The organism is Dactylosporangium sp. CA-139114 (genome assembly GCF_050955725.1).
Classification (GTDB): Bacteria; Actinomycetota; Actinomycetes; order Mycobacteriales; family Micromonosporaceae; genus Dactylosporangium.
This window is the reverse complement of sequence record NZ_CP192080.1, coordinates 1,795,013-1,810,277: the sequence shown is the minus strand read 5'-3', so window position 1 is coordinate 1,810,277 and position 15,265 is coordinate 1,795,013. Positions and strand designations below refer to the sequence as shown.

Genomic DNA, 15,265 nt, shown 5'->3' with positions numbered 1-15,265 from the left:
GACCAGTTGTATCAAGCGGGCTTGCGGACCTCGATCACGAACCCGCTCGCGGCCTGCGCGGCCATCGGGTGATGGGCCAGCAGCAGGTCGAGCAGCTTCAGCGGGGACAGCACCCAGGTGAGCGGCAGGATCGCGCGGTACAGCCGGCGGCTGCCGAACGACAGCACCATCGCCAGCCACTCCTGCAGCACCCACAGCATGCCCGAGGTCGGCCCGGCCCCGACCTTCACCGAGAGGACCTCGAACGCGCCGAACTGCTCGCGCAGGCCGACCTCGGTGTAGCGCTGGAAGTCGTACGGCGAGGCGTGGAACGGCTGCATGAACGGCACGAAGACGAGCATCCGGCCGCCGGGGCGCAGCACGCGGCGCATCTCGGCGATGTGCGCGGCCGGGTCCGGCACGTGCTCGAGCACGGCGATGCTGATCCCGCCGGCGAGGCTGTCGTCGGCCAGGGGCAGCCGGCGCAGGTCGGTGACGATGTCGACGTTGCCGTACGCCCCGCCGTCCATGCAGATCACGCGCTCGTCGCGGCGGTGGGTCCCGCAGCCGAAGTCGGCCACGAGGCTGCGGTCGAGGTCGAAGCTGTTGAGGAACGGGGTGATGAGCCGGCGGTCCTGCACCGGCGAGAGCACCTTGATCGCGGCCGGGTACAGCTTGTGGAACCGGGTCTTGACCAGCTCCTTGACCCGGTTGAGGGCGTCGGCCTTGAGCTCGGACTCGCCGAACCCGCCGAAGTCGAGCTGCTCGCCGCGCCGGCTGCCCACCGGGCCGCACGCCCCGCACACCAGCGACGCGTCCAGGTAGCCGTGGCAGCGGGGGCAGGCGAGCACCGACGCGAGCCGGTTCCCCACGAGCGTTGACGTCACGATCCCCCCAGCGAGTAGACGGCGATGCGCCCGGCCCGGAAGCGGAACTGGGCGTAGTCCTGGATCCACGTGGACGGCAGCAGCAGGTAGCCCTCGTCGACCATGAGCCACTTGACGTGGTACTCGTCGCGCAGCTTGCCGACCGTGGCCGCCGTCGGGTGGTAGAACGCGGCGTCGTTGTCGGCGAGCTTGCGCTGGTCCCAGTAGGGCGCGAAGATCGCGTTGACGCCGGCCTTGGCGGCCTCCTCGTGGGCGCGGTTGGTGAAGCCCCAGCCCTCGACGAGGAAGCGCCGCTCGCTGTAGGCGGAGAACCAGAAGTGGCGGTTGTCGCAGCCGGTGAGCGCGTAGGGGTCGCCGACGCAGTGCGCGTTGGTGGCGACCAGGTCGTCCGGGTCGGAGTGCTCGCGCAGCCAGCGGCCGGCCTCCTGGGTGCCGGGCGTGACGAACGTCGCGATCTGCACGACGCCGCGCCAGCCGCCCAGGTACGACGCGCGGGTCATGAGATACACGTGCTGCAGGGCGGTGATCATGCAGGCCCCGGCGAGCATCGCGGACACGAGGGTTCTCCAGGCCGGCAGCTTGCGGCGGTACATCCACCAGCCCGCGGCCCCGAGCAGCCCGTAGGACAGCAGGTACGGCCAGACGAGCGCCCACAGCGTGACCGCGAGGCTGCCGGTGTTCTGCAGCTTCGGCGTGTGCATCGAGCCGATCTTGTGCACGGCGAGGAGCACCGCGGCGCCGACGGCGATCGCGCCGTACACCTGCCGCAGCAGCCGGCGCCCGGGCAGCCCCCGCGGGGTCAGCAGCACCAGGCCGACCACGGACGCGAGGGTCAGGTAGGGCCGGGCGGAGACCATGAACCAGCCCTCGGCGCCGGCCTCGTGGCCGAAGACCATGAGCGCGCCGACGCCGGACAGGCCGATGCCGAACATGAGGATCACGGGATCGGCGGCGATGCCGAGGTCGCGGCGCATCCGCCGGGCCTGCTGGATGGTCGGGGCCAGGCGCCCGAGCCCGAGCAGGCCGGGCCAGATGCAGGCCCAGCAGCTGACGGTGATGGCGGTGACGATGAGCAGGCGCCACAGCGGGTGCGGATACTCGGGCGCGGCGAACTTCACCGTGTACGGCGCGCCGGAGATCTGCGCGAAGTGCAGCGGGTCGATCGCCATGCCCTGCGAGGCGCCGCCGAAGAGCACGAACTGGGCGAAGAGCAGCCCGAGCAGGGTGATCCCGGCGGCGAAGAGCGCGCCCGGGTGCACCCGCCGGCGCGTGACCAGGCGCACCGCGACGACGAGCAGCAGCCCGGCCAGCAGCATCGGCAGGAAGGTCGCCTTCGCGCCCGTGACGCCGGCGATGAGCGCCGCCACGAGCGCCCAGCGGGCCTTGGTGGGCGTGGCCATCGCCTCGACCAGGGCGAGCGCCAGCCCGGCGAAGAGCAGCGCCCCGAACGTCTGGGTCGGGCTCGTCCACAGCTGGGCGCGCAGGGAGGAGCCGTCCTCGTACGCGTTGGTCCCGAACGCCGAGAACCACCCCTCCAGCGGCCAGTGGTAGGGCAGCGGGGTGAGCACGAAGAAGGTGACGACGGCGGCCGCGGCCCCGGCCCACCACACGCCGGTGAGCCGCCGCCCGATGACCCCGAGCAGCGCGACGAGCCCGAACAGCATCGGCAGCGGCGCGAGCCGGACGAGCAGCACGTGCGGCTCGATGCCGGTGACCCACGAGGTCGCGGCCATCTCGGCGTAGACGAACCAGTGGTACAGCACCGGCTGGTCGCTCAGCCACGGCGACAGCAGCGGCATGTGGTGCTTCGCGTCGCCGATGAGCGCGAGGTGGAACGGCGAGTCGGCGTCGGGGCTGAGCATGCCCGGCTCGCGCAGGTCGTGCGTGCGGAAGAAGCGCACGCAGCTCCAGTAGAAGACCACGGCCGCGGTGCCGGACAGGATCAGTGACCACCACAGCGGGGTCCGGTCGCGGGGGTCGGTGCTGCCGCGCCAGCACCGCCGCAGCCGGGGCACGGCGAGGAAGGCGCCAATGACCGCGGCCGGCCAGACGAGCACGAGCAGCGGCAGCCCGGCGGCGCGGGCCGGGATGTAGGCGAGCACCTCGCCGGCGTAGCCGAGCGCGAGGCCGGCGCCGAGGTCCTCGACGAGCCAGCCGGAGCGCCCGCGCACGGCCCGCCAGATCAGGGTGCCGGGGGTGACGACGGCCAGCAGGACGTACGCCGTGAAGATCACGGTCGTCGCGATCGGCACGCCGTAGAACCGCAGGCCGGCGGCCACGAGCACGACCAGGACCGCCGGTGGCGCCCAAGCCGGCGGGAGCCGCCGGGCCGGGGCGGTGGCGACGGTTGCCGGGGTTCGCCGCTCGACCAGTGCTGTCACCCGCGCTCCGCTCTCCGAGATGTCCGTCGCACCGTATGCAACGGGTGACGCCGGAGTGAGGAAGCGGGTGAAAACCACTCGAAGGGCTATTTCCGGCGGCTCAATCAGCGCCTCGATGCCGCCGAGGAAGCGCCCGCCCGGCCGTGCCCCCGTCGTCGCCGCGGCCGTACTGTTCCGCGGGAAAACACGGACATAAACCGATAAGTCCGGATACGGTGCCCGAATGCGAAGCCTCCTCGCCGTGGTCATGCTCGCCGGGCTCATCAATCCCGTGCCGTCCCCGGACGGCGGCGGGCACGCCCAGGCGGGAGGGCGCGAGGAGGTCGCCGCGGCGGTGCCCGGGCCGCAGTACACGGTCAAGGGCATCGACGTGTCCAGCCACGACCACAGCGTCTTCAAGACGATCGACTGGGCCGGGCAGGCGGCCCAGGGCGTGAGCTTCGCCTACATCAAGGCCACCGAGTCCGGCAACTACGTCAACCCGTACTTCGCCCGGGACATCGCCGACGCGAAGCGGGCCGGGCTGCTGGCCGGCGCGTACACGTTCGCCCGCCCCGACCGCGGCGACCCGGTCGGCGACGCGAACACCTTCATCGACAACGCGGCCTGGGTGAACGACTCGAAGACCCTGGTGCCGTTCGTCGACCTCGAATGGCCCTACTTCAACACCGTCGGCGCCTGCTACAACCTCGACCAGACCGCCATGCGCGCCTGGATCCAGTCGTTCCTCGACCAGGTCCAGGCCCGCATCGGGCGCAAGGCGATGATCTACACCGCGGCCACCTGGTGGAACCAGTGCGTCGGCGGCACCACCCAGTTCGCGTCCTACCCGCTGGACATCGCAAGCTGGAGCGGCACCACCCCGAAGCTGCCCAGCGGCTGGTCGAAATGGGCGCTGTGGCAGTACACCGGCGGCGACAACAGCCAGCAGGGCAACTACGACAAGGACGTCTTCAACGGCGACCTCGACCAGCTGCGCCGACTCGCCGGGATCGACCCGCCGCAGCCGCTGATCGCCAAGCCGGCCGCGATCGCCCACCCGGCGACGGCCCAGATGCAGGTCTACACCGACGCGAGCCACGGGCTGTCACAGCGGTACTGGAGCCCCGGCTACGGCTGGTCGAGCTGGAGCAACTTCGGCGGCGGCATCGCCGGCACCCCGCACGTGCTGCAGAACCCGGCCGCGCGCACGGTCGAGGTGTACGCCCGCACCCGCGACGGCCGCCTGGCGCAGAAGTACTGGCAGGCCGGGCGCTGGTCGGACTGGACGGACCTGGGCGGGGACCTCGCCGGGGACCCGGTGGTGTTCTACAGCCCGCGCTACGGCTCGACGGAGATCTACGCCCGCGGCACCAACGGCCACCTCATGCAGCGCTTCTACGCCGGCGGCTGGTCGGGCTGGAACGACCTCGGCGGCGACCTGGCCGGCGACCCGGCCGAGATCGTCTACAACCCGGCCTACAAGACCACGGAGATCTACGCCCGCTCCGCCTCCGGCACGCTCGTGCAGCTCTACTACGGCTCCGGCTGGTCGGGCTGGACCAGTCTCGGCGGGGACCTGCGCGGCGACCCGGTGTCGTTCCGCAGCCCCCTCTACGGCACCACGGAGATCTACGCGCGCGGCGCGGGCGGCCACCTGATCCAGCGGTACTACTCGGGCACCCGCTGGTCGAGCTGGAACGACCTCGGCGGCTCGATCGACGGGGACCCGGCCGTGTTCTTCAACCCGCAGTACCGCTCGACGGAGATCTACGCGACCGGCTCCGGCACCCTGCGGTACACCCTGGTCATGCCCGGCGGCGGCTGGAGCGCCTGGACGGGCATCGGCGGGGCCCTGGAGTCGGACCCCGCCGTGCTGCTCAACCCGTGGACCGGCAACACCGAGATCTACGCGGTGTCGCACGGCAACCTCGTCACGCAGCTGTGGCTGCGCGGGCTGTCGGTGTGGTCGGGCTGGTCGAACCTCATGCAATGAGCCGCCACCGTCCGTGCGGCAGGCCGCGGGTCGGCGGAGGGTTCTACGGAAGGTTGGCCACGAGATCGGCGATGTCCCGGCGCCGCCCGGTGTAGAAGGGCACCTCCTCGCGCACGTGGCGGCGGGCCCGCGACGCGCGCAGCTCGCGCATGAGGTCCACGATCCGGTGCAGCTCGTCGGCCTCGAAGGCAAGAATCCACTCGTAGTCGCCCAGGGCGAAGCTGGCCACGGTGTTCGCCCGCACGTCGGGGAAGCCGCGGGCCTGCTGCCCGTGCTCGGCGAGCATCGCGCGGCGCTCCTCGTCCGGCAGCAGGTACCACTCGTAGGAGCGCACGAACGGGTAGACACACACCCACTCGCGGGCGTGCTCGTCGGCGAGGAACGCCGGGATGTGGCTCTTGTTGAACTCGGCCGGCCGGTGCAGCGCCATCTGCGACCACACCGGGGCCATGCGCTGCCCGACATCGGTGCGGCGGAACCCGGCGTACGCCTCCTGCAACGCCTCGGCGCTGGGCGCGTGCCACCAGATCATCAGGTCGGCGTCGGCGCGCAGCCCGGCCACGTCGTAGGTGCCGCGGACCGTCACGTCCTTGGACGCGAGATCCGCGAAGAACGCCGAGACCTGGCCGGCGTCGCGGCTGTCGGCGCCATAGGGCGTGGCGAGCCGGAAGACGGACCACATGGTGTACCGGATGCTGTCGTTGAGCTCCTTGATGCGGGCGGCGTTCGTGCTTGTCATGGCGCTCATTCTCCCAACTTCGCCAGGATGGACTCGGCGGCGGCCCGGCCGGACGTGATGCACGCCGGGATGCCGACGCCGTCGTAGGCCGCGCCGGCGACCGCGATCGGCGGGCGGGCCTCCAGACCGCCGCGCAGGGCCGCGACCCGGTCCCGGTGCCCGGGTGCGTACTGCGGCAGGGCGCCGCCCCAGCGGTACACCCCCCGATCCAGCTCCTCGGGGAGCGCGTCGACGCCGACCAGCCGCGCGACCTCGGCCCGCACCACCTCGACCAGCTCCTCGTCGGTGCGCTGGAGCTGGGCCTCGTCGCCGTGGCGCCCGACCGAGGCGCGCAGGACCGTCTGCCCCGGCCGCCGCAGATGCGGCCACTTGCGATCGAAGAAGGTGACCGCCTTCACCGCCAGGCCCTCGCTCGCCGGCACCAGGAAGCCCGACAGCTCCGGCAGCTTGGTGGCCGGCAGCGCCAGGGCCACCAGGGCCACGGAGGCGTAGTCGAGCCGGAAGTCGTCGTCGAGCAGGCGCGCCGCCGGCTTGGCCGGCACCGCGAGAATGACGGCGTCGGCGGTGACCGTCGCGGCGTCCCGGGTCGATCCGACGGTGAGCCGCCAGCCCCCTTGCCAGGCCTCCATCGTGCGCACCGTGGTGTTCGCGCGCACGTCCGGCAGAGTCCGCGCGACGGCGTCCACGAACGTCGTCATGCCGCCGTCGACGGCGCCGAACACGGGCGCACCCGGCTCCCGCCGGCCGGCCCCGGCCGCCTCGCGCAGCGCCCCGGTGAGCGTGTCGTGCCGCTCCGCGGCCGCGGCGAGCGCGGGCAGCGCCATACGCAGCGAGAGGCGGTCGGCCCGGCCCGCGTACACGCCCCCGAGCAGCGGATCGACGTAGTGGTCGACGACCTCGTCCCCGCGCCGGGGCCGCACGAACGCGCCCACGCTCAGGTCCTGGCCGGGCTGCAGCAGGGCCGGCCCCGGCGCCTCGGCGGGGCCCTCCAGCGGGATGCCCATCAGGGTCCCGGCCGGCAGGTCGTGCAGCGTGCCGCCGATGGCGACCGCCGCCCGGGCCGGGCCAGGGTGCACGATCGCGTCGCCGAGCCCGACCTCGCGGGCCAGCTCGACGGCCGCACTGGCCCCGCCGACCAGGAACGACTCGGCCCCGCGCTCGACCGGATGCCCCGCCAGGCTCCCGGTCGACAGCTTCCCGCCCGGCCGCTCGCGCTGGTCCAGCAGGACGACGTCGAGGTCGGGCCGCAGCGTGTGCACCCGGTGCGCCGCGGCGAGCCCGGCGATCCCTCCACCGACGACCACGACGCGCTGTGTCATACCTGGAGTCTATTGTCGCGGGATGGGCGAGGAACGGGTGGCAGTGGTCACGGGCGCGGCTCACGGCATCGGCCGGCGCACCGCGGAGGTCCTGGCCGAGGAGGGGTATCTCCTGGCCGTCATCGACCGGGAACCGATCCCCGGCTTCGACGGCCTGGCCTTCGCCGGCGACGTCTCCGACGAGTCGGACGTGGGTCGTTTCGTGGCCGAGGTCGAGGCGCGCTACGGCCGCGCGGACGTGCTCGTGAACAACGCGGGCATCGCGTCGATCGCCCCCGCCGAGGAGACGACCGCGGCCCAGTGGCGCCAGGTCCTCGACGTGAACCTGACCGGCCCGTTCCTGCTGTGCCAGGCCTTCGGGCGCCGCATGCTCGTGCGCGGGGCGGGCTCGATCGTGAACATCGCCTCGGTCGCGGGGCTCATGGGCGTGGCGGACCGGGTGGCGTACAACGCCAGCAAGCACGGCCTGATCGGCCTCACGCGCACCCTGGCGGTCGAGTGGGGCGGGCGGGGTGTTCGCGTGAACGCGGTCTGCCCCGGCTGGGTCAAGACGGAGATGGACGACGCGTCGCAGGCCTCGGGCGCCTACGTGGACACGGACATCACGGACCATGTGCCGATGGCGAGGTTCGCGCAGCCGGACGACATCGCCAAGGCGGTGTCGTTCCTGGCCGATCCGGCGAGGAGCGGCTTCGTGAACGGGGCGGCGTTGTCGGTGGATGGGGGTTGGGCGGCGGACGGGTCGTGGCAGTCCTTGCGCCTGGCGAGCCGGTCCCGCCCCTGACGCCGTGTCGCCTCATTGACCTCTCTCACACGCCCGCCCACCGCGTCGCCCCACCGACCCCTCCCACGCACCTGCCCACCGCCGCATCTCGCGGGCGCGGCTGGGGCGCGGCGCCGACACGCACACGGCGCGGAGCGTTGCGCGGAGGCGCGGAGCGTTGCGCGGAGGCGCGGAGCGTTGCGCGGAGGCGCGGAGCGTTGCGCGGAGGCGCGGAGCGTTGCGCGGAGGCGCGGAGCGTTGCGCGGAGGCGCGGAGCGTTGCGCGGAGGCGCGGAGCGTTGCGCGGAGGCGCGGAGCGTTGCGCGGAGGCGCGGAGCGTTGCGCGGAGGCGCGGAGCGTTGCAACAGACGAGCATGTCACTCGACGCTGCCGGCGGCCCCTGCGCGTAACGCGCCCCGTCCACCGCACCACCCCTCGACGGCCCCCGGCTTCCGGCGCTCCCCCGACGCTTACCCGTTCTCAACTTCCGCGCTCTTGTCGGAATTAGCCGTCATTTCCATCTCGCGACAATTATAGGTTTTGACGCCTTTATTCCGAATTTTTCCTTTTGCCCTCTTTGGAGGGATATCGACCCACCGTTTCCGCCCTAGCGCCCCACCCGCCCCCTGTCCAGGCCACTCTTCCCATGTGCGTCGATATGTCAACGAGTAGGGTGATCGTCCACCCCGCGTTGTCCTTCTGAGGGGCGAACCCCTCTGGAAGATCCTCGCGAAGACGAGCACACTCCTGGGGATGAGCGACCTTGCGTCCTCCCGCCCCGTGCCAGACGAGCCACCGGACCCGCGCCCCGGTGGCCCCGCAGACGTGTCCGGGTTGTTCCCAAGCTCGTCGGAGCTGTACGTACCGGCGGCCCGGGAACCCTCGGACCCGGACGAACTGGCCCTGAGCCCCTTGGCCGAGGTCATCGCCGACCTGGCGGACCTGCGCTCCCCGGACCCGGACCAGTCGTCGCCCCGTTCCGACATGTCGGACTTTTCATCTTTTTCCGATGAATTCCGCCATTTTTCCCCATCGGTGGCCCGCCCCCACCCCCGCGACGTGCACGATTTCGACCCGATCGACGCAGTGACCTCGGGCTCGGAGGACGCGGAACCGACGGCACGGAGCATCGCGGCCCTGCTGAGCTCGCCGGCCACGTCCGCGGCCGAGCTGGCGGACGCGGTGGCCTGGTGCTACGACGACGCCGCGCTCCCCCTGCTGCTGCCGCTGGCCCACCACCCCGACGCGGGCGTACGCCGCGCCGTGGCCCAGGCCCTCCCGAGCGTCCTCGGCGAGGCCCCGCCGGACGACACGATCCACGCCCTGATCCTGCTGAGCGCCGACCGCGACAACGACGTGCGCGACTGGGCCTGCTTCGCGCTCGGCACCCAGCTGTCGGAGCTGGACTCGACGACCGTGCGCAACGCACTGGCCGCGCGCCTCGACGACCCGCACGACGACACGCGCTGCGAGGCGCTGCTGGGCCTGGCCCGCCGCCGCGACACGCGCGTGCTGCCGGTGCTGCACGAGCGCCTGGCCCGCGACAACGTCTACTCGCTGGAGATCGACGCCGCCGGCGCGCTCGGCCACGCGTCCCTGCACACCCTCGTCCGCGGCCACCTGTCGGGCTGGGACGACGACGTGGTCGCCCGCGTCTGCGCGGCGCTGCGCCTCACCGACCCGGACGGCGTGGGCGACGACCTCCTCGACGGCCTGGCCGACTGGTTCCGCGCCGGCGCCCCGCACGCGAGCGACGAGGACCGCTACTGGTGGTCGGTGACGCTGCAGCTGCTCGAGCACGCCGAGTACCGCGCGCCCGAGATCGCCGAGCAGGTCCACTACCGCCTGCAGTCCGCGGAGCCGGCCACGGCGCTGATGCTCGGCTCGCGCCTGTCCCAGCTGGCCGGCGACCACGGCTGGCCGCGCTGGAGGCCGAGCCACTAGCCACCACACCACGAGCCAGCTCTGCGACGAGTCGATTACTCCGTGCTGTGAATCAGCTCCACCAGGCGCGTCAGCACGTCCGGGTCCGTCTCCGGCAGAACACCGTGGCCCAGGTTGAAGATGTGGCCGGGCGCCTTGGAGCCCTCCGCCAGCACCCGCCGCGCCTCCGCCGCCACCACCTCCCACGGTGCCAGCAGCACGCACGGGTCGAGGTTGCCCTGCAGCGGCCGCCCCGGCACCCGCGACGTCGCGACGTCCAGCGGCGTGCGCCAGTCGACGCCCACCACGTCCGCGTCCGCCTCGGCCATGGCGGGCAGCAGTTCCGAGGTACCGACGCCGAAATGAATGCGGGGACATCCGGAGAGGCTGGAGAGCACGGCCCGCGAGTGCGGCAGCACGAACCGGCGGTAGTCCGCCTCCGACAGCGCCCCCGCCCACGAGTCGAACAGCTGGATCGCGTCCACCCCGGCGTCGATCTGCACCTGCAGGAAGGTCCGCGTGATGTCGGCGAGGCGCTCGCACAGGGCGTGCCAGACGTCGGGCGCGCCGTACATGAGCGCCTTGGTCAGCACGTGATGCCGCGACGGGCCGCCCTCGATGAGGTAGCTGGCGAGGGTGAACGGCGCGCCCGCGAAGCCGATGAGGGCCGTGGAGCCCAGCTCGGCCAGCAGCAGGCGGATGGCTTCGGTGACGAAGGTGACGTCGCCGGCCTCCAGGGGGCGGGTCGCGGTCACGTCGGCCATGGTGCGCACCGGCGAGGCGACGACCGGGCCGGTGCCGGCGACGATGTCGAGGTCGATGCCGGCGGCCTGCAGCGGCACCACGATGTCGCTGTACAGGATCGCCGCGTCGACCTTGTGCCGGCGCACCGGCTGCAGCGTGATCTCGCAGACGAGGTCGGGCCGTCGGCAGGACTCCAGCATGCCGATTCCGGCGCGTAGCTCGCGATACTCGGGCAGGGACCGTCCGGCCTGACGCATGAACCAGACCGGCGTGTGGGGCACGGACTCGCCCCGGGCGGCGCGCAACAACAGCTTCGTCATCCGGTCCATCGTTTCACTCACTGTGCACGGGCGGCGCGGCGGCACCCCCTCCGCACGTTTCCGTCTTAGTCTTCCGTTATGGCGCCATCGACCGCGACTCCCCCCACGTTCACCCGGGCGGTGGAGGATTTGCGCGCCGTGACCACCCGGCCGGAGATCACCCTCGAGGAGGTCCCGGCGCCGCAGCGGCTGGCTCCCTTCGCCCATGCCATCAGCGGCACCGTGCTGCGCCACGGCGACGAGGTGGCCACCGGCCGGCTGATCCTCCTGCACGACCCGGCCGGCCACGACGCGTGGGACGGCACGATGCGGCTGGTGACCTACGTGACCGCCGAGCTCGAGGCCGAGCTGGCCACCGATCCGCTGCTGCCCGGCGTGGGCTGGAGCTGGCTGGTGGACGCGCTCGACGGGCACGGGGCGGCCTACACGGCGATCGGCGGCACGGTCACGCAGACGATGTCGACGCGCTTCGGCGACCTCGCGGGGCCGCCGGCCGCGGCCGATCTGGAGATCCGCGCCTCGTGGACGCCGACGACCGAGGACATGCAGTCCCACGTGCACGCGTGGTGCGCGCTGCTGGCGTCGACGGCCGGCCTGCCGCCGCCGGGAGTGACCGCCCTGCACGCATGAGCAAAGCCCCCGTCCGGCGACGGGGGCTTTCTCGAACTCCTAAATCCCGAGGATGGTCTGCGCCTCGTTGCAGGGCTTGTCCATCTCGTTGATCTTGTTCTGCATCGTGGTCTTGTCGCCCGCGGCCGAGGCGTCGAGGGCTTCGAGCAGCAGCTTCAGGCACTGGCCGATGACGTCACGCTGGCGCTTGGCCTCGGTGCTGTCGGCCTGGGTGCCGCGCAGGTCCTGCTGGGACTTGGTGAGCTCGTCGGCCTTGGCCTGCAGGTCCTTCTTGGTCTGGTCGAGGTCCTTGTTGGTCTGGTCGAGCGAGGCCTGGCGCTGCGCCGACTGCGTCTCGGACTTGGTGAGCTTGTCCGACTTCTGGACGTACAGCCCGACGAAGACGCCGGCCGCGATGACCGCCAGGGCCAGAAGGCTCGCGAGCAGCGGCACGGCGATGCCGCGCTTCTTCGGCGGCTCGGCCGGCGGGTAGAGCGGCTGGCCGGGGAAGCCGCTGGTGGGCGGGCTGGAGACCGGGCCGTAGGCCATCGGCGGGCCGGACATCGGCGGGCCCGACATGGGCGGCGCGGACATCGGCGGGGCCGGCTGCTGCATCGGGGCGGTCGGCGGGGCCGAGACCGACGGGTCGAGGTTGTAGGAGGACTCGCCGTACGTCGGCAGCTGTGTCGTGCCCTGGTCGTGCACGGGCTGCGGCTGCGGCGGCACGGGCTGGCCGTACTGCGGCGGCTGCTCGCCGTAGGGCGACTGGGGCGCGGCGGGGTAGCCGCTGACGGGGGCCTGGGGCGGCGGCGGGTACGCGCCGGCGGGGGCGTTCGGGTCGGGGAAGCCGTATCCCTCGTTCTGGTTCCCCTGGGGGCTGCCGGGGTATGTCATGTTCTCTTCCTCCTGGTGGTCCTGCCGGGCAGCGCCCCGGCGGGAGTCGTACGACCGGCACGTCCGGGGGCGCCGGTGGGTGGTGCGGCCCCGCTGGGTCAGCAGACCGCCGGGACGGTTTCGCAGACCACGGAGATCGGGATGGCCAGGCCGATGCCTTCGGCCTGCTGGGCCTTCAGCGTCGCGACACCGACCACCTCCTTCTTGGCGTTGAAGACGGGGCCGCCGGAGTTGCCCGGGTTGATGGCCGCGTCGAACTGCATCAGCGCCTCGCCGTTGAGCGTGCGGAACGCGCTGACGACGCCGGTGGTGACGGTGTCCTCGAGGCCCATCGGGGAGCCGATGACGAGGACGGGCTCGCCGACCTTCGGCACCGCGGCCGCGGGCGCGAGCTTGGTGAACTCCTCGTCGGTGTGCAGCACCGCGAGGTCCTTGTCCGGGTGGACCTCGATGATCTTGGCGGGGAACCGCTGGTCGGTGCGCTCGAGATTGACGTTCTTCTCGCCCTTCTCGTACGCCTCGGCGACCACGTGGTAGTTGGTGATGAGGTTCGTGCCGCCGCCCGAGGGGGCCTTGCCGACCGCGAACCCGGTGCCGATGGCGTATTTGGTGGTGACCCGGAAGACGCTGGGGCGCACGGACTCGGCGACCGCGGCGGCGTCGAGGCTGCCGCCGGTCTTCTGCTCGAGCTTGTCGGCGCGGTCCTCGAGCGCCTTGAGCCGGGCGGCGTCGTCGGTCGCGGCGGCCTTGGCGGCGGCGTTGGTCTTGTCGACCTTCTTCTCGAGGTCGACGATGAGGGCGGCCTGCACCCCGACGACGATGAGCAGCACGACGGCGAGCGCCAGCGCGATCCCGGCGAGGGGGCTGCGCCGGGGCGCGGCGGCCACCGGGGCCGGGCCCGCCGACACCGGCCAGGAGCTGGTGGGCTGCGGCGGAATGCTGGTGGGCTGCGGCGGGATGGAGCCGGTGGGGCTGGTGGGCGGCATCGCCCCGGTCTGGGTGATCCGAGGGGGGAGTGGACCGAGTCGTTCCGGGTCGTCGCCGGCCGCGTGCCGCGGACGGTCGTCGAAGCCATCGGAACTGCCGGAAGCCACCGGGCTGGAGGGGTCATACCCGGCCGTCATGCTTCTCGTTTCCTTCCTGTCACGGTTCCACCCGTTTCGCCGGAGTGCGAAGGGCGTCCGGCGATACCGCAGTCGGCCCTCACCCTAAACGGCGAGCACAAGTGCCGCGACCTCCGATGCAGCGTGTGTAAGTAACCGGACCGCTGGCGCACGCGAACCGTACCGGCTACGCCGACGGCCTGTCCGTCCCATTCGCGGTGTCCGCGCGCACGCAAGAACGCCGACGCGCCGGACCGGCTGCACACAGGGACCTATGGCGCAACGTACGGTTGTCGCGTGACCGACGAACCCCCCACGCGGCGTCGGGACGAGGAGCCAGACAGTCCGGGCAATCCGGACCACAAGACCGAGCCCGTCCTGCTGACCGCCCCCCGAGACGGGACCCCCGAGCCGATCGCGGACCGGGCCGAGCTGGCGCGTGCCGTCGAACGGTTCGCCCAGGGCAGCGGCCCGGTGGCCGTGGACGCCGAGCGCGCCTCCGGCTACCGGTACACGCACCGCGCCTACCTGGTGCAGCTGCGACGAGCCGGGGCCGGCACGGTGCTCATCGATCCCCTGCCCTTCGGCCAGCTGCCCGAGCTCGACGAGGTGATCTCGCCGACCGAGTGGATCCTGCACGCCGCCAGCCAGGACCTGCCGTGCCTGACCGAGCTCGGGCTGCGCCCCACCCGGCTGTTCGACACCGAGCTGGCCGCACGGCTGTGCGGGTTCGAGCGGGTCGGGCTGGCCGCGCTGACGGAGTCGCTGCTGGGGTACACCCTGGAGAAGCACCACTCCGCCGCCGACTGGTCGACGCGCCCGCTGCCCGCCTCCTGGCTGACGTACGCCGCCCTCGACGTCGAGCTGCTGCTCCAGCTGCGCGACACCCTCACCGAGGAGCTGGCCAAGCAGGGCAAGACCGAGTGGGCCGCGCAGGAGTTCGCCGCGCTGGTCGCCTCGGCCGGGGACCCGCCGCGGGTGCGCGCCGATCCGTGGCGGCGCACCTCGGGCATCCACCGGATCCGCGGCGCCCGCGCCCTGGCCCGCGTCCGCGCGCTGTGGACGGCCCGGGACGAGATCGCCCAGCGCCGCGACGCGAGCCCGGGCCGGGTGCTCGCCGACGCCGCGATCATCGCCGCGGCCGAGGCCGACCCGAAGGACGAGCGCTCGCTGCTGGCCCTGGCCGGGTTCGGCGGGCGCTCGGTGCGCCGGCTCGCCCCGGTCTGGCTCACCGCGCTCTCCGACGCCCGCGCGCTGTCGGACAAGGAGCTGCCGACCACGCCGCCGTCGGAGGGGCCGCCCCCGCCGCACCGGTGGGCCGAGCGCGACCCGGCCGCGGCGGCGCGGCTGGCGCGGTGCCGGGAGCTGGTGACCGGGCTCGCGGGCGCGCACCAGTTGCCGCCGGAGAACCTCATCACCCCGGATTCGGTACGCCGCCTGGCCTGGTCACCCCCCGAGGAGCTCACGGCGGACGCCGTCGCCGCGGTGCTGTCGGGCTACGGGGCGCGCCCGTGGCAGGTCGGCCTCGTGTCCCCGGGACTGACGGAGGCGCTCAAACCGGTCTGAAACGGTGGTGAAAGGGTTCACAGCCCCCGGGGACCTACTGGCGAGTAACATGGCCGGTAATTCG

General features: G+C 72.6%; 12 protein-coding genes. 5 read left to right on the top strand and 7 right to left on the bottom strand.

Annotated elements, in window-relative coordinates:
• Window positions 1-11: 11 nt before the first annotated feature.
• Both ACQP2P_RS08120 and ACQP2P_RS08115 read right to left on the bottom strand, forming a co-directional pair.
• Entirely contained in the window at window positions 12-866 is an 855-nt protein-coding gene (locus tag ACQP2P_RS08120; RefSeq protein ID WP_433614332.1) for a class I SAM-dependent methyltransferase, read from the bottom strand.
• Entirely contained in the window at window positions 863-3,247 is a 2,385-nt protein-coding gene (locus tag ACQP2P_RS08115) for a hypothetical protein (protein WP_433614331.1), read from the bottom strand. The genes ACQP2P_RS08120 and ACQP2P_RS08115 overlap by 4 nt, the downstream gene beginning before the upstream one ends.
• Window positions 3,248-3,470: 223 nt before the next feature.
• Between ACQP2P_RS08115 and ACQP2P_RS08110 the strand changes: the two genes are divergently transcribed.
• Window positions 3,471-5,222 carry a GH25 family lysozyme gene (locus tag ACQP2P_RS08110; RefSeq protein ID WP_433614329.1) on the top strand — a complete coding sequence of 584 codons (1,752 nt, stop codon included), beginning with the start codon at window positions 3,471-3,473 and terminating at the stop codon, window positions 5,220-5,222.
• Window positions 5,223-5,265: 43 nt separating this feature from the next.
• Here the strand turns inward: ACQP2P_RS08110 and hemQ are convergent, their stop codons facing one another.
• Window positions 5,266-5,961 carry a hydrogen peroxide-dependent heme synthase gene (gene hemQ / locus ACQP2P_RS08105; RefSeq protein WP_433614327.1) on the bottom strand — a complete coding sequence of 232 codons (696 nt, stop codon included), beginning with the start codon at window positions 5,959-5,961 and terminating at the stop codon, window positions 5,266-5,268.
• 5 nt (window positions 5,962-5,966) lie between these two features.
• Window positions 5,967-7,280, bottom strand: coding sequence for a protoporphyrinogen oxidase (gene hemG / locus ACQP2P_RS08100; protein WP_433614325.1), 1,314 nt, complete (start codon window positions 7,278-7,280; stop codon window positions 5,967-5,969).
• A 22-nt stretch (window positions 7,281-7,302) separates the two neighbouring features.
• Between hemG and ACQP2P_RS08095 the strand changes: the two genes are divergently transcribed.
• Window positions 7,303-8,064, top strand: a complete 762-nt coding sequence (locus tag ACQP2P_RS08095) for an SDR family NAD(P)-dependent oxidoreductase (RefSeq protein ID WP_433614323.1) — start codon at window positions 7,303-7,305, stop codon at window positions 8,062-8,064.
• Between the two features lie 731 nt (window positions 8,065-8,795).
• On the top strand, window positions 8,796-9,986 hold the full coding sequence (locus tag ACQP2P_RS08090; RefSeq protein ID WP_433614321.1) for a HEAT repeat domain-containing protein: 1,191 nt from the start codon (window positions 8,796-8,798) through the stop codon (window positions 9,984-9,986).
• Between the two features lie 35 nt (window positions 9,987-10,021).
• Here ACQP2P_RS08090 and hemE read toward each other — a convergent pair whose 3' ends face one another.
• Window positions 10,022-11,029 (bottom strand): uroporphyrinogen decarboxylase, encoded by a 1,008-nt coding sequence (gene hemE, locus ACQP2P_RS08085; protein WP_433614319.1) that lies wholly within the window; start codon window positions 11,027-11,029, stop codon window positions 10,022-10,024.
• Between the two features lie 78 nt (window positions 11,030-11,107).
• Between hemE and ACQP2P_RS08080 the strand changes: the two genes are divergently transcribed.
• A complete protein-coding gene (locus ACQP2P_RS08080) occupies window positions 11,108-11,659 on the top strand; it encodes a DUF3000 domain-containing protein (protein WP_350623890.1) in 552 nt (183 codons plus the stop codon).
• 39 nt (window positions 11,660-11,698) lie between these two features.
• Here ACQP2P_RS08080 and ACQP2P_RS08075 read toward each other — a convergent pair whose 3' ends face one another.
• Complete coding sequence (locus tag ACQP2P_RS08075; RefSeq protein ID WP_433614317.1) at window positions 11,699-12,532, bottom strand: hypothetical protein; 834 nt, start codon at window positions 12,530-12,532, stop codon at window positions 11,699-11,701.
• Window positions 12,533-12,630: 98 nt separating this feature from the next.
• A complete protein-coding gene (locus tag ACQP2P_RS08070) occupies window positions 12,631-13,518 on the bottom strand; it encodes a S1C family serine protease (protein WP_433614315.1) in 888 nt (295 codons plus the stop codon).
• 414 nt (window positions 13,519-13,932) lie between these two features.
• Here ACQP2P_RS08070 and ACQP2P_RS08065 point away from each other — a divergent pair, with 414 nt between their 5' ends.
• Complete coding sequence (locus ACQP2P_RS08065; RefSeq protein ID WP_433614314.1) at window positions 13,933-15,201, top strand: HRDC domain-containing protein; 1,269 nt, start codon at window positions 13,933-13,935, stop codon at window positions 15,199-15,201.
• Window positions 15,202-15,265: the final 64 nt, after the last annotated feature.